The 23,193-nt window shown below is 43.3% G+C and carries 19 protein-coding genes; 3 read left to right on the top strand and 16 right to left on the bottom strand.

Features of this window, described 5'->3' with window-relative positions; genetic code table 11:
- Positions 1–21: 21 nt before the first annotated feature.
- A complete protein-coding gene (locus M1F03_RS02635) occupies positions 22–1,212 on the bottom strand; it encodes an MFS transporter (protein WP_154621817.1) in 1,191 nt (396 codons plus the stop codon).
- Positions 1,213–1,378: 166 nt separating this feature from the next.
- A complete protein-coding gene (locus M1F03_RS02630) occupies positions 1,379–2,131 on the bottom strand; it encodes a sulfite exporter TauE/SafE family protein (protein WP_163860635.1) in 753 nt (250 codons plus the stop codon).
- Positions 2,132–2,353: 222 nt separating this feature from the next.
- Between M1F03_RS02630 and M1F03_RS02625 the strand changes: the two genes are divergently transcribed.
- Positions 2,354–2,911: a helix-turn-helix domain-containing protein gene (locus M1F03_RS02625; protein ID WP_196714005.1), complete on the top strand. Its 558-nt coding sequence runs from the start codon at positions 2,354–2,356 to the stop codon at positions 2,909–2,911.
- Here the strand turns inward: M1F03_RS02625 and M1F03_RS02620 are convergent.
- From M1F03_RS02620 to ivbL, 4 genes are all read right to left on the bottom strand, one after another.
- On the bottom strand, positions 2,908–3,570 hold the full coding sequence (locus M1F03_RS02620) for a hypothetical protein (RefSeq protein ID WP_251465024.1): 663 nt from the start codon (positions 3,568–3,570) through the stop codon (positions 2,908–2,910). The two genes, M1F03_RS02625 and M1F03_RS02620, sit on opposite strands and share 4 nt — an antisense overlap.
- Positions 3,571–3,759: 189 nt before the next feature.
- Positions 3,760–4,044, bottom strand: a complete 285-nt coding sequence (ilvN, locus tag M1F03_RS02615) for an acetolactate synthase small subunit (RefSeq protein WP_004924476.1) — start codon at positions 4,042–4,044, stop codon at positions 3,760–3,762.
- Positions 4,045–4,046: 2 nt separating this feature from the next.
- Entirely contained in the window at positions 4,047–5,744 is a 1,698-nt protein-coding gene (gene ilvB / locus M1F03_RS02610; protein ID WP_251465023.1) for an acetolactate synthase large subunit, read from the bottom strand.
- Positions 5,745–5,848: 104 nt separating this feature from the next.
- A complete protein-coding gene (gene ivbL / locus M1F03_RS02605; RefSeq protein ID WP_154621822.1) occupies positions 5,849–5,938 on the bottom strand; it encodes an ilvB operon leader peptide IvbL in 90 nt (29 codons plus the stop codon).
- 377 nt (positions 5,939–6,315) lie between these two features.
- Here ivbL and M1F03_RS02600 point away from each other — a divergent pair, with 377 nt between their 5' ends.
- Both M1F03_RS02600 and aarP read left to right on the top strand, forming a co-directional pair.
- Complete coding sequence (locus M1F03_RS02600) at positions 6,316–7,482, top strand: MFS transporter (protein WP_154623203.1); 1,167 nt, start codon at positions 6,316–6,318, stop codon at positions 7,480–7,482.
- Between the two features lie 157 nt (positions 7,483–7,639).
- Complete coding sequence (gene aarP, locus M1F03_RS02595) at positions 7,640–8,047, top strand: HTH-type transcriptional activator AarP (protein ID WP_154623204.1); 408 nt, start codon at positions 7,640–7,642, stop codon at positions 8,045–8,047.
- Between the two features lie 1,097 nt (positions 8,048–9,144).
- On the opposite strand, the gene M1F03_RS02590 is transcribed toward aarP, so the two are convergent.
- The 10 genes from M1F03_RS02590 to M1F03_RS02545 form a co-directional block, all read right to left on the bottom strand.
- The gene (locus M1F03_RS02590; RefSeq protein WP_251465022.1) at positions 9,145–11,085 is read right to left on the bottom strand and encodes an AAA family ATPase; all 1,941 of its coding nucleotides are present in this window, start codon (positions 11,083–11,085) and stop codon (positions 9,145–9,147) included.
- A gap of 9 nt (positions 11,086–11,094) precedes the next feature.
- Positions 11,095–12,792 carry a restriction endonuclease subunit S gene (locus tag M1F03_RS02585; RefSeq protein ID WP_154598810.1) on the bottom strand — a complete coding sequence of 566 codons (1,698 nt, stop codon included), beginning with the start codon at positions 12,790–12,792 and terminating at the stop codon, positions 11,095–11,097.
- The gene (locus tag M1F03_RS02580; protein WP_154598811.1) at positions 12,789–14,255 is read right to left on the bottom strand and encodes a type I restriction-modification system subunit M; all 1,467 of its coding nucleotides are present in this window, start codon (positions 14,253–14,255) and stop codon (positions 12,789–12,791) included. Before M1F03_RS02580 ends, M1F03_RS02585 begins: the two co-directional genes overlap by 4 nt.
- A 57-nt stretch (positions 14,256–14,312) precedes the next feature.
- The gene (hsdR, locus tag M1F03_RS02575; protein ID WP_154623817.1) at positions 14,313–16,706 is read right to left on the bottom strand and encodes an EcoAI/FtnUII family type I restriction enzme subunit R; all 2,394 of its coding nucleotides are present in this window, start codon (positions 16,704–16,706) and stop codon (positions 14,313–14,315) included.
- 40 nt (positions 16,707–16,746) lie between these two features.
- Entirely contained in the window at positions 16,747–16,986 is a 240-nt protein-coding gene (locus M1F03_RS02570) for a transcription factor (protein WP_154598813.1), read from the bottom strand.
- A gap of 89 nt (positions 16,987–17,075) precedes the next feature.
- Positions 17,076–17,552, bottom strand: coding sequence for a protein kinase (locus M1F03_RS02565; RefSeq protein WP_154598814.1), 477 nt, complete (start codon positions 17,550–17,552; stop codon positions 17,076–17,078).
- A complete protein-coding gene (locus M1F03_RS02560; protein WP_154623818.1) occupies positions 17,545–19,554 on the bottom strand; it encodes an integrase in 2,010 nt (669 codons plus the stop codon). The genes M1F03_RS02565 and M1F03_RS02560 overlap by 8 nt, the downstream gene beginning before the upstream one ends.
- On the bottom strand, positions 19,547–21,130 hold the full coding sequence (locus M1F03_RS02555; RefSeq protein WP_251465021.1) for a tyrosine-type recombinase/integrase: 1,584 nt from the start codon (positions 21,128–21,130) through the stop codon (positions 19,547–19,549). Before M1F03_RS02555 ends, M1F03_RS02560 begins: the two co-directional genes overlap by 8 nt.
- On the bottom strand, positions 21,127–22,308 hold the full coding sequence (locus M1F03_RS02550; RefSeq protein WP_154598816.1) for a tyrosine-type recombinase/integrase: 1,182 nt from the start codon (positions 22,306–22,308) through the stop codon (positions 21,127–21,129). Before M1F03_RS02550 ends, M1F03_RS02555 begins: the two co-directional genes overlap by 4 nt.
- A 218-nt stretch (positions 22,309–22,526) precedes the next feature.
- Positions 22,527–23,045: a single-stranded DNA-binding protein gene (locus tag M1F03_RS02545; RefSeq protein WP_154623819.1), complete on the bottom strand. Its 519-nt coding sequence runs from the start codon at positions 23,043–23,045 to the stop codon at positions 22,527–22,529.
- Positions 23,046–23,193 lie beyond the last annotated feature (148 nt).

Raw genomic sequence — 23,193 nt, 5'->3', positions numbered from 1 at the left:
CAACTGGCACAGAAAGCCAGTTTAGACTCGCTGAGTCGCCTGTGCGCTATATTTCTCACGGGTAAACCAGAGGAATGCCGCTGCAATAAGAATAAGGAGAACGGGCAGCCCTGATGGTGAAATCGATGTCGCTACGCCAGCTAATAATGGTCCAGAAAGGTTACCAATTCCCCATAGCATTGCTGCTGCCGCATTGGCGATAATGAGGTCATTGCCACGAAAATATTGTCCAATTTGCACAAGCGCAATTGTGTAAATCGCCCCGGCCGTTGCGCCTAAGACAAACAACAGTAACCAAATTAAGACGTTATGAGTAATCAGTAATGGCAACAAGCAACTTGCACCAAACGTGACAATGCCGCAAATTCGGTATAATTTTTCACGATTCATATGATCAGCGAGCCAACCAAACGGCATTTGCATAATCGCATCCCCCGCCAATATTGCACTAATCATCATTGCTGCAATCGCTTCGGTATGCCCCATCCCCATCCCATAGATAGGAAATATTGACAAAATGGTGCCATCAAAAAAGGCAAAAAACAGGATGCCCGCACAAATACCGGGGGCAAATTTCACAAATTGAATAATAGAAAAACGAGACTCACTTGCCGTGGCTGAAATATGGTCTCCCACCTTTTGTTCCATCGCTAAAAATAGTGCGATGGATATAAGATGGAGCAAAGTACAAATGAGTAAAGGTGACTTATCTTCAACCCCATAATAAGCAATAAAAGAAGGGCCAAGTAGCTGGCTTACAGTAAATACCGTTGTATAAATAGCCAATATTCGACCCCGCTTATTTTCAGGAGAAAGCTCATTAATCCACGTTTCTCCTAAACAGATAAGTACACCACTCGCAAGTCCTGTAATCAGGCGTAATGGGAAAAGTAACCACAATGGCAACGTACTGAGCAACGGTAATAAACTCATAGCCGAAACAACCGTGGCAAATAACATCGCCTGCCGCTTTCCACACCAATGCACAATACGCTGAACAACCGGTGCGATTAAAAACATACCTAAGGCAGGTGCAGCAGAAATAATACCGATATATAACTCACCAACACCATAGCTATTTAATCGCAGTGCGACCATTGGAATACTGAGTCCAATGACAATACCAATCACTGCGATACTGGTCGTGATCGTAAAAATAGCAAATGAAGGGGTACGACGAAGATATTGAAAACGCTGATGATCAGAGCTCATTTTGATATTCATTGCTTCCGTTATGAAGCATCCATTTTAAACACGATTAGTTAGGGTTAGTTTTGACATAAAAACCCATCATCATCATAACTAACAAAAGATGACAAAAGGCGCTCGTATCATAAACTATATTTTGTACTGATAGTTTTTTATTTTTGAGCACCGATTATAAAATGAAAAAATAACGATATAACAAAGCAACACCTGAAATTAAAATAATAACATTAATAATTTTAAGGAACGTATCACGGGATATTTTCAGTGTAATATGGCGCCCAACCCAGATTCCTATTAGCATAGCGGGAGAAAAAGCTAGCGCCATCAAAATAATATCCATATTGACATAAACACCCATCACTAAAAATATAATAACACGTGTCAATGTACTAAAACCGATTAAGGTCATCTGGGTGATGCGAAATCGCTGTTTATCTGCGATGCGGCTTGATAAATACATAGCATAAATAAAACCACCACTACCAAATAAGGCACTAAAAACCCCACCGATTAAGCTGAAAGGCACAACAAATGCTTTTGACAAATGTGGCTGGGCTTTCTTTGAAAAGAACGTATTCAGTACATAAAAAATAACAAATATACCCAACAGTAAAATCAGGATATCAGGACGCGTTTTCAATAGAATGGCAGCCCCAATTAAACTCCCCACGATCATCAATGGAATAATCCATTTAATTTCATGATAGTCCGCGTTTTTACCATCTTTAACAAGGTTGATTAATGCCGCGGTTAAGTCAATAAGGGCAAGAGTCGGCACAATCATATTTAAAGGAAGATACATCGCTAATACTGGAGTGGCGACTAACGCAGAACCAAAGCCAGCCATCCCAAAGACCAAATAAGCGCACAGTAAAGTAAAAAAGCAGATTGCCATCTCTGGAGATAAAATATCAAACGGCATAGTGAATCTCTACAAGGGTATTTTGTTCACTATAATTTCTTCTGAAAAAATAAAAAAGTCCTGTTTGATAGAATGTGCAACCTTATTTATTTATCAAACACGTTAATTTTCACACTTCGAGATTATTGCCAAAATATTATGCCTTCGTCAGTACATTTCTGACATAATGTTGCTATGATGCTAGAATTAATAGCATAAATTAATTTTCAGGGAAGACAGCATATGGATAAAAAAATCAATATTAAAATTGGTCAAAAAGTACGCCATCTGAGGCAAGCACGAAATTTATCCCTGAATGAACTTGCACGCCTATCAGGCATTTCAAAAGCCGCGCTCTCTAAATTAGAATCGGGTGATTCCAACCCTCGCGTTGATACGCTAGAAGCTATTGCCATTGCATTACGTTTCCCTCTGAGCGATTTATTTGCATTACAGCATGAAACTTACCCCTATTTCGTCAAATCCTCCCCCCTACAAGGCGATTATTCACAGCTCTTTAAATTTCGGATCAATATGGGCAATATTTCTGAGATATGGCAGCTAAAAATGAAACGTGGCGCCATCATTAATAGTCCAGCTCACATGAGTGGAACCCATGAACACATCATGATGCATACAGGTTCATTGATGCTACGTTTAAAAAACGACCAGACAGTACTACTAGAAGAAGGCGATTTTTATGCTTTTAGCTGTGACTTTCCCCATTCCTACCTCTGCATGGAAGGGGAATTAAATGCAACCGTCGTCATGACCTACTCTCACCTCAGTGACAGTATTTAATGCTCGATATGCTTCGCGTCGTAACTGATCCGCAGTATGCCTTTTTTATACTTCATTGATTTAATTGAAAACTGTTCAATTTTACCAAGTGATGCGACATGCGTACCACCGCATGGCACTTCATCACCTTCAGAAACACCACAAAGCCGTAACGTATCGCGTTGCCCGATTAATACAGGTGAATCATCACTGATAGATTGATTCACTAGCATTTCTATTTGCTTATCATCAAGTTGCTCGATAGGTGTGGCGTTATCTCCGATGGCGCTGAATTCAACCCGTGACTCATTAGGAAAGTGATGCCCTTTTTGTCCCTGCCAACCAAAACGTGACATAACCCAACTCAGCAAGTGTCCTGTAGTATGTAAAGCGGCATGGTGTTGACGCTGCGCCTTATCAACACGGGCAATAACGGTATCACCACTCTGCAAATCTTGGTTTGGGTTTAAATAAGCAATAATTAATCCATTCGAGTGTTTCTTAATACGAACAGGCTCATCATTAATCCAACCAATATCTGCTGGCTGCCCTCCTCCTTGAGGATGAAAGATATTCTCCGTCAATGCCACCCATTGCCCGTCGTCATCATGACCCGACTCGAGAATAGTGGTTTTAATTTCATAGAGATAAGTATCAGTAAGATAAATATTGTTTTGCATAAAAATAATCCACTTATAGATAACAGCTTTATGATGTGATGTTGAAATTGTTATATCATCATTGTTCACTTTAAGAAACATCTGGCAACTAAAACAAACAAATGTACTTAAATTGTATCCATAAGCCAGATAAAAAATTCAACCTACACCGTGATGTAGGTTGAATAGACATGCCGTTGTTATTAAGCGTTATTGCAGATAATTTTGCATGGTCTCAAATAACCTTAAATCGTCGCTAAAACGAACTTCACGAACGTCTTCTAATTTTTCAACTTGATTGACCATTTGAGATAAGCGTTCGTCTTTTTGGACTAACAGCCAAATACGGCTTTCATCTTTATCTTTTATTGGCATACATAGGATGCCATCCACATTAAATGCTCGGCGCGCAAACAAACCACAAATATGTGACATGACGCCAGGGTGGTTACGGACAATAAGTTCTAACGCGATAGGATGATGTTCAAAAACCATAATTACGCTCCGATCATATCAATATTTGCAGCACCCGGTGGAACCATTGGATAAACCTTTTGGTTCACATCGATCAAGGCATGAATTAAGCAAGGACCCTTTGTATTCATAATCGTTTCTAATGCCATCTCAGGATCTGCTTCTGTATTTAAATCACAGGTCTGCAAGCCGAATCCTGCCGCAATTTTTATAAAATCGGTTTGGTATGGATAAGCGGCTGCATAAATACGATTATCAAAAAACAGTTCTTGTTGCTGATAAACCATCCCTAATGCTTGGTTGTTCATCAAAACAATTTTGATATTAAGTTGATGTTCAACTGCGGTAGCCAACTCTTGAATATTCATCATCAAGCTGCCATCCCCCGAAAAACAAACGATCGTTTTCTCAGGATTCGCTAAAGCTGCACCAATCGCGGCCGGCAAACCAAATCCCATGGTTCCCAAGCCGCCAGATGTTAACCACTGGCGAGGACGTGATAACGGATAAACTTGTGCCGCCCACATTTGATGCTGTCCCACATCCGTAGTCACGATCGCGTCTTCTCCTGCTGCTCTTGCTGCCGCTAACACTAACCCGTAATGTGTTAAAGGATTATCAGCCTCACTTAAATTCAGCGGAAAGTTCTGTTTTAACTCATTAACTCTTGTCATCCATTCTTCACGCTGATTTCGCTCAACTAATGGCAGCAATAATTCTAGGATTTGCCCTGCATCAGCATTGATAGCAATATCAGGGCGTTTAATTTTGCTGATCTCTGCTTTATCGATATCCACATGAATAATTTTGGCATTCGGGCAAAATTTTTCTGCGCGACCTATTGCACGGTCATCAAAGCGTGCTCCAATAACAATTAACAGGTCCGCTTCTTCCATAACCATATTAGTGCTACGCGCTGCATGCATGCCCAACATGCCTAAATACAGTGGATGACGCATTGGAATAGTGCCTAACGCCATCAATGTCATTGTTGTTGGCAGTGTTGCTTTCTCTGCAAAAGCAATCGCCGTTTCCGTCGATTCAGAACTAATAACCCCGCCACCAAAATAAAGAACTGGGCGCTTAGCCTGATTAATCATCTCAGCTGCCTGAATGACCTTTTCCATATCAAAATTTGGGGCTTTATCTTTTGGCTGAATCTCAGGTAATGAATCTAATTCGATAGTCGCGGTTTGTACATCCTTCGGGATATCAATCCACACAGGTCCCGGACGTCCTGATTCTGCAATCCGAAAAGCATCACAAATAACTTGAGGTAACTCATTGATATTACGAACCAAGTAATTGTGTTTGGTGACAGGAATAGAAATTCCATAAGTATCAACTTCTTGGAATGCATCTGTACCAATCATTGATGAAGGAACTTGCCCTGTAATACAAACTAATGGAATAGAATCGAGCTTAGCATCGGCAATTGCCGTTACTAAATTCGTTGCCCCTGGGCCACTTGATGAAATACACACTGCCGCTTTACCAGTGGTACGTGCTATGCCTTGTGCAATAAAGCCAGCGCCTTGCTCATGGCGCGCCAAAATATGGCGAATCTGCTTACTTTTGCCTAAAGCATCATAAAAAGGGAGTGCCGCGCCACCTGGGATCCCTGAAACAATGGTAATCCCATGTTTTTCTAACAGGTGGACGATTAATTCTGCACCTGTAAAACAGGTTTTATCTGGTGATGTTGTGCCCAACTCGCTCATAATTTTATCCTTCACACTAGCCGGCGGATTCGGGCGGAGCGTCATAAAAAAACCCCGTCCGGTTTGCGCCGGCGGGGTTCTAAATCTGCGTTGATTTGTACCCGTTACGGCGCTAAGCCCACGACCACCACCACACGCACGACCACCGCGGCTGATGGCGCGGTAAGTAGTAGGTTTGAATGATGAAGAGTCATGTTCACGGGTTAATCCTGTCTGTTGATTTTAATTGGTTAGATTATTAATCATTATTTTGTGTAAGTGCATTTAAGAAAACACATATTGTTCATAATAACAATCATTTTTTCGATTTTTATTCACAGCAAACTTAAAATGAGATCAATATCACAACACACAGCAACAGGATAATTATCTAGTAAAATAGGATAATAAAGTCATTATCACTAGCTAGACAGATTGAAAAAAAGTCTCATTTTCTTATCAATTTTCTCTTGACTTAAAGTTGACTTTAAGTCGTAAAATCCCCTCCTTACAAGATAGCAATAACCATAAAACTTAAATATATCTCTTTATTTTTATTGAGGTTTATAACTTTCGGCATCGAGGGGGAATTATGCCAAAAAATGTCTGGTGGCTAACTATTGCGTTAGCATTGTTTACGACAGGTAATGCTATTGTTCTGTCGGTCGCGGTAGTGATTGGTGAAAGTCTTTCCCAAGATCCCACCTATTCCACATTGCCATTACTCAGTCAATATATTGGTCTGATTATCGCAACCATTCCCATTGCATATTTAATGCAGAAACACTCCAGAAAATTAGGTTTTATCTTGGGCAATATCGCGGGCATCATCGGCGCAACCTTGTCTATTATTGGCATTATTTATCATCACTTAGCCTACTTTTCGCTTGGCTTATTTTTTACAGGCATTGCAATTGGTACGGCTAAACAATTTCGTTTCGCTGCATTAGAAGAGGCACCTAAGTTCTTGCATGCTAAAGCGATTGGATTAGTCATGAGTGGAGGAATCGCTGCCGCCTTAATCGGCCCTACACTCGCGGTAGTCACACAACGATTTTTTACTGAATACCCATTTGCAGGCCCTTTTAGTACCTTAGTGGGCATTTATGTGCTCGCCTTTATCTTACTATTAAACATCCCATTAAAGAAAATTCCCCCAGAAAAACAAAATCATATGGAAGTGAAGCGTAGTTACAAGCAGTTATATTCACAACCCATATTAAAATTAATTGCGATAGTGAGCGCCGTTGGCTATGCATTGGTTGTTTTTACTTTTGCGTCTATTCCACTCTCTATGAAACAAAATCATTTCCCGTTTCCTTTGATCGCTATCGTCTTTCAATGTCATGTACTTGGCATGTTTGCCCCTTCATTTTTCACTGGGCATTTGATTCAGCGCTTAGGAGCTAAAAAAATTATTTTTGTCGGTATTCTATTACTCATACTCTCTGCAACTATTAACCTTTTAGGGACTGAGTTTTACCACTACTTATTATCTGGGATTTCCGTTGGAGTGGCATGGAATTTACTTTTAATCAGTACAACCCAGTTATTACCGTACGGTTATCAATCTCATGAGAGAGCGAAAGTACAAGGTATGACTGATTTCCTGATTTATTCCTTTGGTGCATTAGGTAGCCTTGGCGCAGGCGTGCTGTTCTTTTCATTAGGCTGGCAGTTAATGAATACAGTCTCAATAATTTTTGCACTTTTCATTTTGAGCAGCTATGTCGTATTAAAAAAACATATTCCACAATGAACTAAACCATAACAACAGTATTTAATTTTACCTTTAGTAACCCAATGACTATTAATCATTATGAAACTCTCTGTCTTATTAGTTTGTTTAGGCTTTATTTATTTTAAATTCATAAGATGAATACTATGCTTAATACCTAATAACTAGGAAGTGTATTATGTACAATAAATTAACTATTTCATACAGTAAAAAATATACTGAATTCCAATCTGCTGTCGTCAATGAAATTCTTGTTTGGATAGAAGAAAACCTAACCAGAAGATTATTACTCGATGATATTGCTCAACGTTCTGGATATACCAAATGGCACTTACAGCGAGTATTTCGTAAAATAGTCGGTATGCCTCTTGGTGAATATATCCGCCGCAGAAGGATCAGTGAAGCAGCAAAAGACTTGCAAACAACAAAACTTCAAGTTATTGATATTGCGCTTAAATATCAATTTGACTCGCAACAATCATTCGCAAAAAGATTTAAAGCGTATTTAGGTACATCACCTTCTTTATATCGACTTGCAAATAATTATGATAATGATCCGCTACTACTGGAACCAAAGGTAGCTTAATTATTTCATATGAAAAAACATCAATATTTAAAACTTTCTGATATCACTATCTAAAAAGCCCCTTGTAATCACTCTCAGGGGCTTTTTTATCAATGAAGTCATTAATAACTCATTAAAACAATACTTAAAGAAACCTTAATAAAATTTTAATCAACCCTTAAGGTTTAACTTTATAAAAAAACTATAATTGAATGATAATAAGGTTATTGCATCCCCAAAACACACATCAATAATAAACAAAAGCCGCCTTCGTGAAATATCTATCGATACCTTTCTGTTATGTTTAAAAATGATGCTCAATCAAACTCACCATTTCATTCACATCATTAAAATCAATGTTCAATAACTCAATTTAAATAATAAAATAAGTAACAGGGGGTGATTCACTTCTTTTCTATCATCGTTTTTCTTTTTAAAGAACGATTTGATATTAATTTTTATACTCATAACGATAAAACAATAGGCTTATCAAGCGAACAGAAAGTTAGTCATCCTAGTTAACTATATGAATAATAAGTATTGTATCAAAGACTCTCTGAACAAATAAAAATACCCTTAAAATAAGGGTATTTTATCATTCTTCAACATTCTATTTTTAGGCGAGCCTTAGAACGGTAGTTCACATAAAACGGTGAAGAACCCATTTAACCCATTGAAAATATTGGTTTTTATCATAAAGATAGCAAAAACTGTTAAGTTAAGCCCAATATTGTCAACTTTCTGGGCAGGTACTGTGGGAGTATTAGCCGCCAAGCGTAAAGATAGAATCTTGACACTTTCAGCGGCAGCACCTGATCAAATCAGGCGGCTCCAACACCCAAAATAAAAAAGGCGGGTATTGGGAGGCTGATTGTTTCTACCAAACATTGAGTCGCATTTTAGCAGGATCTCGGCGAAATAAAATCCATTTCCCGCTCTTGCCATCAACTCTATGTCAAACCTTGGTATTTACACTCGTTTTCAAGCCGTCATCGGCTAAGAGCTCCTTAGACCAAGGCGCTATCCAGCAGACAGCCTGCCAATTTGAGGTTTGAGATAGAGTTACCTCAAATTACGCACAATTACGCGCCACATGCGTAACTAAGCGTAATTCATTATCATACCAAGGCTACCGCTGCTTCTGCCGGAGCTGGGCATTTTGACTTAATAAATTCAAACATGGGTCGGAATACCTCGAAGGTGGCAGCATCTAAGGTAGGTACAACCTCCCTTGCAAATTTGGTCTTATTGCCAGAGAAGGTTACGATCTCTCCTCCACCAGGAAGTTGCCTAGCCTCAAAGTACCGAGCTGTGTGGTCACTATAAAAAAGGTGCTCAATACCCATAATTGCTTGATGCGCAAAATGTTCTTTTGAGCCGGGCGTTTTCATTACCTGCGCTTCAACCTTAGCAATTCTTGGTACAGGAAGAATAAACGCATGCACTTTCTCAGCAGCATTTTCAGTGCGCAACCCAAGATAGGGGTCATCACACTGCAATGCCCAGCTATCTTTTTGGTTAAGATAATTCCACTCGTTATACGCCTCATCAAAGTCAAATAGACCAAATAGTGGACGACCACCCATCTCATTAATTATTCGATTATCCTGAAGCGCTCTGCGCAAGTAATCGCAGCAAAACGCATAGATAGGCACAAAAGGAAGTGGCTCATCAAAAAGCTTTCGCCAAGCCTCTTTTAAAATGTCGGGATCAGTACTTCCTTCAGTGAATAGTACTGGGACTCCCTCAATCCTAATATTTCGAAGGATACTCAGGATTTGCTCATCTTCCTTGTACTTAATCAGGCTCGACGATAGCTTGCTTATTGCATAATCTTTACTGGTAGATCTGCAAACCACATTCGAGTTGTGTATATCAAATAGGTTTACTCGCTTCTTCTCGTGCGGAATAAGTGTTACTGCACTGTGACTGCTCATCAGCACATGGTTTGTTTTCGCCGCAGTATCTGTGATTTCAAAGACTTGTTTCAAGAAATCAAATTGCCACTCTGGATGCAGGAATGAGTCTGGCTCATCCAGCAAGGTGATGCAATTTCGATCTTTAAACAGCTCGGTAATAGAATAGATATACACCGACTGAAACTGACCGTCGCTGAAGTGAGAGACGGAAGCATCAAAGCCATTTTCGAGCTGCAAAGGAATGGTAATTTCTACGAGCATTCCCAGTGTCTTCAAATTATCTAGCTGGCGAAATAACTCCTGAGGGCTTAAATCCGTAAATTCTCGCTGGATCTTTTCGATACCAAAGTAAAGCAAGTAGCGATCATCAGACGCAAAATACCCTTCAGACCTCACCGGGCTTCCAGATGCAGTATTGATGCAAAGGTGCAATCTATCAAGAAACGTTTTGGTAATGCCTTCCGGCTTCCAGTAGCGGTCTGTTTCGTCATTCAGCTCAATATCAAAACGAGAATCGCCCGCATACTCTGGTCGCTCTAAAACCAAGCGCAATTCTGTTGCAACATTAGCGATACCTAACTTCTGGCAAATAAACTGGCGTGCTTTGCAGCCATCTTGCTGCATTAACAATACGGCCAGCAGCAGTTCTTTGTATTCCGGCCCAATACCGATGAAGAAACGGCTTTCATCAAAATCCGCACGCTTTATTCGCTGGCGAAAACTCTCTTCATATTGCGCCACCAAGCCAGCAACGGTTTTATTGTGCCCAGAGTAATAGATCAACACATTGTCTGGCACCTGAGATTGACCGATAGTTTTTCGCTTGCGGCCATTAATCACTAAACCGCGATCTTTCGGGCGATCACGGCATGCAACATCATCAATTTCGCCCCAGCTCCACTCTATTGTCGTTTCTGAATTATCAATCTCATACACAAGCCGATAGCTAAACCCAAGATCCGCCTTAGTCCTGTCGTATTCCACAATATGACGAAAGATCTCTATCAAGGCTTCAAACAGATTCGACTTACCTGTGCCATTTTTACCAACGAATACATCAATAAAGCTGCTGCCATCGAAATTTAATGAAAAGTCTCGAAGGTTTTTGTATTGGCTGATATAGAGTGACTTTAGGCGCATCCGATTTCCTTATACCTGAGCAACTACAGAACCAAGAAGTTCAGACTGTTTAGAATTTAAGATCTCTATTTTCTCCTCTACTACGTCACAAAGGTCTAGAAGTCTCTTGATATTATTAACTATTCTCAGTTGCTCCTCGATGGGCGGTAGCGGTATGGGGAGACCTGTCAGCACCTTTTGATTAATCTTGGGCATAGTTCCAGATGTTCCAGACGCATGTGAACGCAAAAAGCTTCTAGAAGGCTCAGAACTCATGACGTAATAGACATATTCCGTGTTGATGTGATCAGAAACTCGTAACCTCATCATCAAGTCAGGATAAATAAAAATCCTTGGCTCACCTCTATATATGGCAGGCACCCCTACGTACTCTATACTATTTCCACGCTGAACAAGGATATCTCCATCACTTAGCCAGAGATGCGAATCACTAGGAATATCCGCATCAATAAATTTAGAGTGCTCACCAATAAAAACGCCAGAAGTTGTTGCACTTAAAGTTAAAGAGCGAACGCTAGTTTCGTAGTCAACTGCTTTAGGTGAATACCCATTCTTCGGTCCAAAAACAAGTATTTGCCCAAGGGATTCCCAACGCCAATGCTTGGGTATTTCAAAACCTATCGCTTTTTCTAGGTCTCTATCGTCATGCGATACTTTTAACTTTAACTCAACTCGCTCTTTATGAACTTTCTCTAACAATTTGTCAGCAGACGAGTCTCCATCAAGTCTATCTGAAAGACGCCCTGTAATCGCAAGCTTCAGAATAGCCTTCCGCAATTCAGTGATATTTTTCCTATCACTATAAAGCTCGTCAAAGTACTGCTTTATAAATAAGGGACCACCATTTTCAGCACCATCAAACAATTTATCGATGGCAGCCTTGTGCACAACAATGCGTTTTTCCGCTCGCGTTTTACACAGCTTCTCCAAGGCACTACAACGCGCCATGAGATCATCCAAGCGGGAGACAATACGGTACTGTTCCCCTAACGGAGGTATAGGAACAGGCAGCTCCAAAAATTTGGCGATAGATACGCCCCCGATAATACCGGTCATAGCCTCGCTGAAGAATCTTTTAAAAATGGGCGACAGGTACAAGTAAAGAATAAACTTTGAGGGTATTCCTCCGCAGGGCTCGTTGGCGAATAACTTATTACCAAAGCAAATATCCAGCTCTGCAATTCCACATTTTCTGCCTGCGCTACCACCTTCAGCACATATCAGAACCGAACCTTGACGGGCTACTTTAAACTTCCCCTCTGATTCAGGAATATAGATTCCGTTTTTATAGTCAAGTGCATCATGGCCGTAACCAACATCCTTAGTGGCAATGTAAGGCAGACCATCAACTCCTGTATACTTGGATTCTTTCTCATTCGCATTGATGCTGTTGCCATTGAAAATATTCCCAATGTTACCTAGGCGAGTCCATACCCAGCTTTCCGGTAGTGCATAAGGAGCATCGACCTGCTCAATTGTGGGGAGAATCTTTGGCTTCTTGATTTTTCCAACCTTCACAAGTTGCAGCTTTTCAGCTTCTATCTCCTTCAACAACTCACTGGCAGGCGGCTCATTAGGATCTTGCTCAACCAGTTTGCCTTGCATAGCCAAAGTCAAAATCAGTTCGCGCAATTTTTCAATGCCGTCGGGTGCAGAAAAGGCGGCATCAAAATGCTGCTCAAGCAAATCATTCACGGCCTGGGTCATGCTTTTGCCCCCAAGCAAGCCATCAACTCTTCTTTTAGCGCTGTTTGCGCCGCGTTCAATTGCCGCACAATTTCTTGATATTCGCTCATCAACTCCGCTGGATCTTGATGAATCACTTCGGCTTCATGTGGATTTTTGCAGTCGAAATTATAGTTACGTCCAGCTAGCGTTTCGGCTGATACCTTCCACGCATACTCCGTGACTTTACGGCCTTTGCGTGCAGCACCGCCCCACCAGGCTTTTTCTAAATCAAATTCACCAATGGTTAATGGTTTAGAACGAGAATAGGATTTGTAGCCTTCTGGGTAAGGGTGCTCGAAGAACCACACGTCTTTGGTAGGGCCACCTTTTTCAAAAAACAGAATATTCGTGGCGATACTGGTGTAGGGCGCAAAGACACCTTTAGGTAGGCGCACAATGGTATGCAGATTAAATTCTTCCAATAGTTCGCGCTTTAAGGTGGTTTTTACACCTTCACCAAACAAGAAACCGTCGGGCAGAACTACGGCAGCTCTTCCAGTATCATGCTTGAGTAAGTGCATGATCAGAGCCATAAATAAATCGGCAGTTTCGCGGGTTTGATATTTCTTTAAGAAGTTTGATTCAATGCCATCTTCTTCCATACCGCCAAACGGCGGGTTGGTAATGATGATGTCTACTCGTTCTTTAGGGGTGTAGCTCTGTAGCTGCCTTCCAAGCGTATTGTCGTGCCGAATATTGGTAGGCACATCAATGCCGTGCAGCATGACGTTGGTCATCGCTAGCATATGCGGCAGGGGCTTTTTCTCAACACCGTGGATCGTGTCTTGTAGCAACAGCTTGTCTTCGTTCTTTTTGATTTGCTGATTCAGGTGCTCAATGGCGCAAGCAAGAAAGCCCGCTGTACCGCAAGCTGGGTCAAGAATGCTTTCGCCTAACTTCGGGTCAATCATATCCACAATAAACTGGGTCACTGCACGCGGGGTGTAGTACTCGCCAGCGTTACCCGCTGACTGCAAATCGGCCAGAATTTTTTCGTAAATATCGTTAAACAAATGGCGATCGTCCGACTTATTGAAATCGACATCTTCTTCTATGGTGTTGATTACCTGGCGCAGTAACGTACCCGACTTCATATAGTTGTACGCATCCTCAAAGACTGAACCCACGACTTTGCCGTGTGGTGATACTCCCGCTGCGGTGGCTAACTTTTTTAACGCTGGGAACAGATCGTTGTTAACGAAGTCGATGAGCTCTTCACCGGTGATACCCTCAGCGTCCTTGGCCCAAGATGACCAGCGAAAACGGCTAGGTAACGGCGACTTGTAGTTGGGCACGGTGAGTTGCCATTCCTGTTCTTTGTCATCAAAGATCTTCAGGAAAATCAGCCAAACCATCTGGCTTATGCGCTGGGCATCACCATCGACGCCTACGTCTTTGCGCATGATGTCCTGAATGGATTTGATAAGGGTAGTGAGTGACATGGTATTGCTATCTCCAATATTCTTTATTCGGCGCTACGTTTTTCTTTTTTTCTATTTTCAAGAGCTATACAGCGCCTGTTCGAGTTCGTTTACGGCTTGCTGGTATTGATCCAAGCCACCAAAGGCACGAATGATTTCCAGCGGGGTGCCAAATTGGGTAAAAGGCGCGATGGTCAGAATCTGTGTTTCTTCAATCTGAGCCACACCTTCATCGGCATATTTGTCCAGCAGCGCTTCTAACACTTTGCGAGCCTGATCACCGTATTGCGTAAAGTAATTGCGTTTTTTCACCTGCTCTGCCCGCTCTTTTCGAGTGAGCGGTGGCATGTCCCAAGCAACGTGACAAACCAAGTCAAAAGGGTCGAACGCTTTGCCTGATTTTTCACCCACTTCATCAGCTAAAGCTTCAAAGAACACGCCATGCTCGGCAAGTTCTTCAATGATGGCTTGTTTCTTTTCCGCACTGCTCCAACGGCGAAGAAAATCATCCATTGTGGCAAATTCTTTTGTTACCGCTTGACGGGTGTAATCTTTTAGAGATTCCGTAATGAGCTTGCCGTTGGCATCAAAGTATTGCACGCGTTCAGCGGCGACTTTTACCGGCACATTCGCTACTACGTAACGGCGCACGCCGCCGTCTTCGTCTTCACCGGGCTCACCAATGCCACCCCAGTCGCGCTCGCTATCGGGTTTGGGGTATTCCAAGCCTGAATCTCCCGCTTCCCCGGCACCTTCATCTAGAGGAACATCTGGCGGAACGGGAGAATCAGAACCGGATGGCTCGTAAACCTGAACAGGATCACCGTCAAAGTCTGGGTCGGCAAAAAGCTCAGTGGCCTTTTTAAAGTCGATAATGGTGAAGTAGTACTTACCGTAATCTTCATTGATGCGAGTACCACGCCCGATAATCTGTTTGAACTCTGTCATCGACTGAATGCGCTGGTCGAGCACAATGAGCTTGCAGGTTTGGGCATCCACGCCCGTGGTCATCAATTTGGAGGTGGTGGCGATCACCGGATATTTGCTTTCCGGGAAGATAAAGTTGTCCAGCTCGGCTTTACCTTCTTCGTTGTCGCCAGTGATGCGCATGATGTACTTGCTGTTTTGTGCGACTAAATCTGCGTTTTCGTTGACCAATGCCTGGCGCATACGCTCGGCATGATCAATGTTTTCGCAAAAGACAATGGCCTTATCAAAACGGTTGGTCTGCTTTAGAAATTCAGTGATTTTTTTTGCGACCAAGTGTGTGCGCTGCTCCAGTACCAGAGTTTTATCAAAATCCTTCTGGTTATAGATGCGGTCTTCAATTTCATTGCCGTGTTTGTCGGTCATGCCTTTATCGGGCCGCCAACCTGTCAAATCTCTATCCAGATCGATGCGCACGACTTTGTAAGGCGCAAGAAAGCCATCATCAATACCTTGGCGCAGGCTGTAGGTGTAAATCGGTTCACCAAAGTAGTCGATATTCGAGACCTCTTTGGTTTCTTTGGGTGTGGCTGTAAGGCCTATCTGCGTGGCTGAGGAAAAGTATTCAAGAATGTCTCGCCAAGCAGAATCGGCCGCTGCACTGCCACGATGACACTCATCAATGACAATAAGATCAAAGAAATCCGGGCTGAATTGCTTGTAGATATTTTTCTCTTCTTCATTGCCTGTAACGGCCTGATAGAGAGAAAGGTAGATTTCATAGGATTTATTGGCCTGGCGCTTTTGGATCTTGGTCATGGCCGAACCAAAGGGTTTGAAGTCGTTGGTCATGGTTTGATCGACCAATATATTTCGGTCAGCCAGAAATAAAATGCGCTTTTTGGCTTTGGAGCGCCATAACCGCCAGATAATTTGGAACGCGGTAAAGGTCTTACCCGTTCCGGTTGCCATGACTAATAGAATACGGTTTTGCCCATTGGCAATGGCTTCGATGGTTTTGTTAATGGCCAGTAGTTGGTAATAGCGTGGTGTTTTGTTATTGCCGTCGCTGTAATAATCCTGAGTGACCAGTTCGTTTTGTTTCTGATTCAGGCCTTTGTGCTCTGCCCACCATTGCCATAGCGTTTCGGCCGATGGGAATTCGTGCAAAGCCAGCTCTCTCTCAATCACTCCATCTTTGGCTATTTTGTTATGGAACAGAAAGCCATCGCCGTTAGAACTAAAGACGAACGGCACTTGGAGCATCTCCGCATAACCCAAGCCTTGCTGCATACCATCACCCAAGCTGTGGTTGTTATCTTTGGCCTCAATGATTGCGATAGGGATGTTAGGCTTGTAGAAAAGCACATAATCGGCTCGTTTGTGTTTGGCACGGGTATGTAGCTTGCCACGGACGATAATCCGCCCCTTGGTTAGCGGGAACTCTTCTCGTATTTGCGTAGCAATATCCCATCCGGATTGTTCAAGCGCAGGCGTAATGAACTTGGTGCAGATGTCTCGCTCCGTGAGTTGTTTTTTATTCATATTGCTTACCCATGTATTAACGCCTTTACTCGCCGAAGAGCTAGATCAGCTCAGTCTGCAACCCAGCCGCTTTCAGGCGGCGAGTCAGGTTTCGCATTTTGCTAAATTCAGTGCCGAAACTGCTCCGCAGCCCCACCCCTCCACAAAACTCTTTTGCGGTGATGTCCTTCAACTCATCGGCATATTTGATCATTTGCAGATGAAGTTCAGCGGTATATTGATTACGAGGGGCATCCGCCAGTACTTGCTTAATTCGCTCGTAAATCTCGTTTTCGTTCATTTTTCAGCCTACGCGACACTAGCCACTTGATAATTTAGCTAATTTATATAGAAAACCTCAGGCTCACAATTACTTTGTGCATCACGCCTTTAGATCCGCCCGGATGGCGGTATCTCTTTATCAAACGGCCGGAGAATCTGTGCGGTTTCAGTATTAGAGGGCAGATCAGCTCCTTCTGGCGGGACCTTATCAACGCTAGCCATCTGTATGCCTTTCTGCCGCACATGAAAGGCGATTTGCTGCCAGCGGCGCAGCCATAGCTCTTCTTTTCGCTTGTAGGCATTTAGCTCCGCTTTGAGGCGATCTACCTCTACCTGAAGCTCTTCGGCCTCTTTAGTGGCCTGCTCTTTGGTTTTCACCAATCCGCCCGATAGTGCTTGTTTGGCGTTGTCGTATGCAGCCTTAATCTCTGTTTTAGCTTGGAGTGATTGGCGACTAAAGCCAAAGCGCTCTTCTAGCACAGCCCAGGTGAGTTTTGATCCAAGCTCACCCAACGCCCAGCGATCCAAATCGGCAACGATTGTATTGATGTCACTGTCGGACATGCGTCTGAAGCGCTTAACCATGCTCTACCTCGTGTAAATATTGTTCGGGATCAAAGTGCTCCACCCCGTTGTCGGCCAGTTGGGAAGCCAGTGTTTTAAGTTTTTTATCGTTGTGTGCCAGCCAGTCGGCACTCTTTTTCGGCTTGGCGCTATCCAACTGCTTTTCAGCATTTTTTCGTGCCAGCGCAGTAAGGGCATACTGGCGCTTCTGCTCGTCCAGACGCCCCTTATCATCCTTAGCCCACACATAGTCTTTGCAGTCCGCCGAGCATTGCAAATGGCGCTCGCAGGGTGTCTGAGAGAAATTGTGGATACAGATACCCGTGCCGACATCATGTACGGCCTGAATTCGCGCTTTCAGAATGGCATCCTGGACTTCTACCGGAACCACTTTGATTTGCTCAGCTAACTGGCCTCCAACCAGACCTTTTTTGATGTCGTCACGGAGCATCAGTGCTCGTTTTTCGCGGGATGTATGCTGATAGGCTTTGGTATCTCTTGGGTTAGTTCGACCAAACCATTCAGTTTGCAGCAGGTCACTTAACCCGCTCTCATCAAGCAGGGTATTAAGCGTGTGACGAAAGTGGTGACTGGTGAAGTTCACCTCGATACTGCTGGATGCGTACTCGGCGGCAAGCGCGGGGAAATATCGGAGAAAGGTAGTAAACATGGACTGGCTACAACTTGTGGCCAGCCAATGAGCGTAGCTTCCGCTGGAAAGTCCAAGAGAACGAATGAATAAAAGATCTTTTAGGTAGTATTCTTTACCAAATTGGTCCGTATGAAGAGCCGATAAATATGCTCCCGAGAAATCACGGAAACAGTATTCAACCAATCCACTTTTGTAAGTGTAAAAAATGGGGTTTGCAGGCTTAATTCCCTGCTTGGTTAATGCGCTATGATCTGGCCACGCGAGGTTTTGCTTCCTGAGCCAGCCAGTTGTGCCCAAAAGAGTATGACTGATCCCCAATTCAGTTAAATCAGCCGCGTAGAGCTTTTTATCTTCAGGTATGCCATCCAGAAACCTTAGATCAGGCTCACCAACTTTGTGAATTTCTTCCGCTGTTAAACGCGCTTCAGATGTAATTTCCGCTAACTCAACGAGCACATCACCAACGATGGGGGTCACTTCTGACGGCAAGTAAAGTCTACGCTTAGGTGTGAAAACGTCACCACGACTTGCCTTCCGCGGAAAGTATTCGATATAGGCGTTACCATCTTCATCAGAAGACAATTGCTGATTTGGTAATAGTGAAATCTCACTGAATCGTCTTCCTGTGCAAGCAAGTAGCGTCAACATCAGAATATAGAAGCGATACTTATGCTCTTTGGGAACGTTTAAGTAGAGTTCGCCAAGGACTCGAAACACAGCGGGATCGACAAGTTTGTCCGACCTCGTCTCCAGAACCTCAGGATCATCTAACCTTTTATGATTTATTCCCCTCGTGCTCGCGGGACGCTTCATTTTGGCGTATTTGTACTGAAATAAAACCCGACATAGACCATTCGAATCACAATGCGCGGCGAACTCTGCAACATGCTTGTGAAGGTTGTAGGCAGTGGTTTCACTGTAGTGTTTTGAGATTAAACCAGACGCATTATCCAGAGCCTCTGGCGTAAGCCCAACTAACTCCTGCCCTAGCTGTTTAGCTGCATATGAGACATATCCAATAGCTGTTATGAATTTGCGCTGATTCGGTGCTGATTGATGTTTCCTGTGGAACCTGAGAACAAACAATGCTTTGGCAACCAGTTCCCAGCAACCGCCTAGTGGCGCTGAACCCAGCTTCGGAGATAGCGAAAAAACAAAAGAAACTGATTTCGTGTTTCTACCTGTCAACTTGACTAGGCGCCCTGCATTGACTTGCCACTCGGGATCATCCCACACAACCGACTCAAACCCTTCCAGCTTCATTAGCTTTGCTTTGTCGATTAAAGATTTTAGGTTTTCATTCCTGTCACGCTCAAGACGATCAACGAAAGGGACGACCTTGGCCTTGCGATTAGAGCGACCATCAGACATGATGCCCCCCTTCCTCACAGAGTTTGGCTACTTGTGCGACCGCTGCGATTACCTCATCGAGCTGTATGCCCAATCGCGCATTCTCGTACTTCTTCAAACGCTCTTCGCGACCGGCCAGCAGGCACTCCAAGACATGCTCATGATCAGCATGACGATATGGCTGAAACTTGGGGCACAAATAACATGAGTAGGGGGGATCAAGGTGGCAGACGCTAGATTCACCACACACGCCAATATCAGCTTGATCAGCAGGGTTTTGATCATCTACAAACGTTAGATGCTTGTCATCTCGCTCACCATTAACAGCATCTTCATCACTATCGATTAGCCTACCTTTGAAAAAATTGAGGTACTTCGAGAAACCTTTCGCGGTTGCTTTGTCTAGGTGTTCAACTATTTTTCCAGCCATCTCAAAATAGACATTCACGTGCTGGGTATCTGTATGGTCCAGTATTCTGGCCAGCTCACGCTTACTGATTCCCTCAGCAGCCAGCCCAGTTGCCAAGGTATATCGCAGCCGCCTTGGCGTGACATGCAATAATTCGCCAGTAAGCGGCGAGATAATGTTGTGACGTTTCACGAACGCACTAAGCAAACGAGCTATATCGCTGCTTGTCAGATTAAATACGTTATCAATGTCTTTGGATAAAATGGCGGCTTTGTTTCCATTCCTGTTAATAAGCAATGGTCGCTCTTCCGGATTCACAAAGGCCCTCTCTGCAAAGCTCAGCGGAACTAACTTACTGACTTCAATCAACTGCTCAATCATGGCACCAAAATGCGGATCGAGATATTCATCCAAAAGATCGTCTCTTGGATTTACAAATCGCTTTTTAATTCTCGGCATGCGAATGATGTAGCAGGGGTCCTCACCTCCAGGAACCAGACATTCAAAATCAGACTCACGCAGAAAAGTTAAGTTAGCTGGATTGCGTCCAAATGCTATTGAGAGCGCAACCACAACCCTCTGCTGCAAATACCCTAATGATCGCCCCTCATCCGATTTAAGTGCATTGATTAACAGAGGTAGCTCAAGAGACTTGTGCAGAGGACCACTTTCGGGATCTTCCATCCGAACAGCCTCTCCTTTCGGATTCCCTGGCAACTCTAATGCCTCAAGTTCTTGCGCATAAATTTCCGAAAAGCCACATTCTGGCTTGTTGTCCGCACTCCAAATGTACCACTGTATGGGCCTGTACATTGCCCACAACCTTTTTCGTGAGCGGGCGCGATTGATAGCGGTTTCAAACAGACCAATTAAGTGCGACTCAGTATCAACTTGAGATACTGGGCTCCCCCAATGTCTCAGAACTTCTCTCCAAACATCCTGATACGCAGCATAACCCGCATGGGTAGATATTCGTTTAAGTCGGTCAGCAACATGGTCTTTGAACGCTTCTCTGATTTCAGAGTTAGTTATCTTTGTGAAATTCAGGGTTGAATTATCCCTCGCAGAATAGGGCAATCTCCAAGTATCACCGGATATATCAACTTCCTTTCCTTCACGGGTAATTAGTTTCTCTATTTCAGGCCAAGACTGCTCGACGGCCTGTGGTTTCGATAATATTGTGTTCACTCCGGCATCCTCCCTGACATTATTTCAGCCTGGTACCGCTTCAGTGACTTGATTGCCTGCTCCTCCACTTCCTGCGCTATGTAAGTATCTTGTGAATCCAAACTACTGTCGCCACGAAGCAAGGCTAGGGCTTCTCTTCTGCGCTGCTCATCCATTCCTGAAGCACGCAACACCCGCTCAAGCCGGGATGAGAATGTATGCCTGAGAGACTTGGCCGTTAAGTTTTCAGGAAGATGGTCAGCGTATTGCGATCGCAACAATTGAAAGAACTGTGTAATTGAGGATTGCGACAAAGGCGAACCCTCATCACTCAAGATTAAATAGTCTGATTCGTCTTGGTTTTTACTTTCAAGCACTTCACGCCAAGTAACAATGTAATCATTCAAAGCAAATGCAAGCTGCCTATTCTCAATCGGAATGATTCGACCATTTCGTTTTATTTGAGGCCTCGGTCGTCTTGCATCTAGTGGGTCCGCTGGTCTACGCTCAACCTTTATCGCCGAAATCGCACCAACCTGGACATCCTCTACCCTGAGGCTAAGCAGCTCGCCTGGCCTTAAACCACAAAATAGCATCAGCCCAACAGATACATAATTTCTAAATTTTACAGCAGAATCTCTCCCATAACCCTGCTCAGCATCGGGGTGCAATACCGCAAGCAAGAAATCAACTTCTGCCTCATTTAGGCCCTTTCGAAGACTCTTTCTCATTGGTGTGGCAGACATAAAACTACCATCGAGCGTTTTAAGCAAAAATGACTTTCTCTCCCTTAAACGCTCATAGTCCAAGGAAGATAGGGGCAACTGACTAGTCAGGACGTCCATGCACCAGCTGAAAAATTGTCGGATAGTTGTTAACCGTTGATTGAAGGTATTAGGCGCTACTGCACTTATACACCCATTTGCCTGATCGATTCTTAACGCTTCGACCAAACCACCTTTTAATTCCGCTTCATTGAATGAGTTTTGAGCCAGTAATTTCGCAGATAAATCACAATTTGATTTATCCAGCCAACGATAGAGCACTGACAGCTCTCTCAAATTCCGAACCAATGTATTGGTACTAAGGGATCGTCTGGAAAGGACAAACTCATTGGGTAAGACAACTGGCATACCAGAAGCATCCAGCATCATTGGAATTTGTTCACCCGTTTTGTGTGTGACTAGCTCTATTTTCATTACACCACCCTTATTGACAAAACAAGGATAGTCATAAAACCCTATCTTTACAATATTGAATTTATGCGATTTTGTAAATAAGCAAAACTATGTAAAACAAAAAAGCCCTTCAAATGTTTACACACTCAAAGGGCTTTATTTTTCATTTATTGTCTGTAAAACCAATCTATTAAATAAACCTGATTATAAATTACTTAACAATAATTACTTTATGTCATTCAGAACGGAATATCGTCATCAAAATCAATTGGTGGCTCACTGCTTTGTGGAGCTGGCGATGACGGTGCACGCGCTGGTGCGCCACCACCACTAAATTGTTGCGCTGCTGGTTGCTGTGGTTGCCCCCAACCACCTTGGCCACCTTGGCTTTGGCCTGAAGATTCACCGCCGCGTCCGCCTAGCATTTGCATTGACCCGCCAATGTTAACCACGACTTCTGTGGTATAACGATCTTGACCACTTTGGTCCTGCCATTTACGCGTTTGCAAAGAACCTTCGATGTATACCTGAGAACCTTTTTTCAGATATTCACCCGCAACTTCAGCTAATTTGCCGAAAATAACCACGCGGTGCCATTCTGTTTTCTCACGCATTTCGCCGGTTTGCTTATCACGCCAGCTTTCAGAAGTTGCCAGAGTCAGGTTTGCCACGGCACCGCCATTAGGCATGTAACGGATTTCAGGATCTTGCCCTAAGTTACCGATAAGAATTACTTTATTTACGCCTCTGCTGGCCATTTAAACACTCCTGATGCATTAGATTTAATCTCTGTATTGGTCATGAAGTTTAACACGACCAATCAAGTATTGCATACGCATTCCCGATGAAAATCCCCGCTGTTCAATCAAAATGCGAACCGCTTTGAAAATTTAAGCCCTATCATTA

It is taken from the genome of Providencia sp. PROV080 (assembly GCF_033688105.1).
Classification (GTDB): Bacteria; Pseudomonadota; Gammaproteobacteria; order Enterobacterales; family Enterobacteriaceae; genus Providencia; species Providencia zhejiangensis.
The sequence above is the reverse complement of the archived record's forward strand: the minus strand, read 5'-3'. Positions and strand labels throughout refer to the sequence as shown.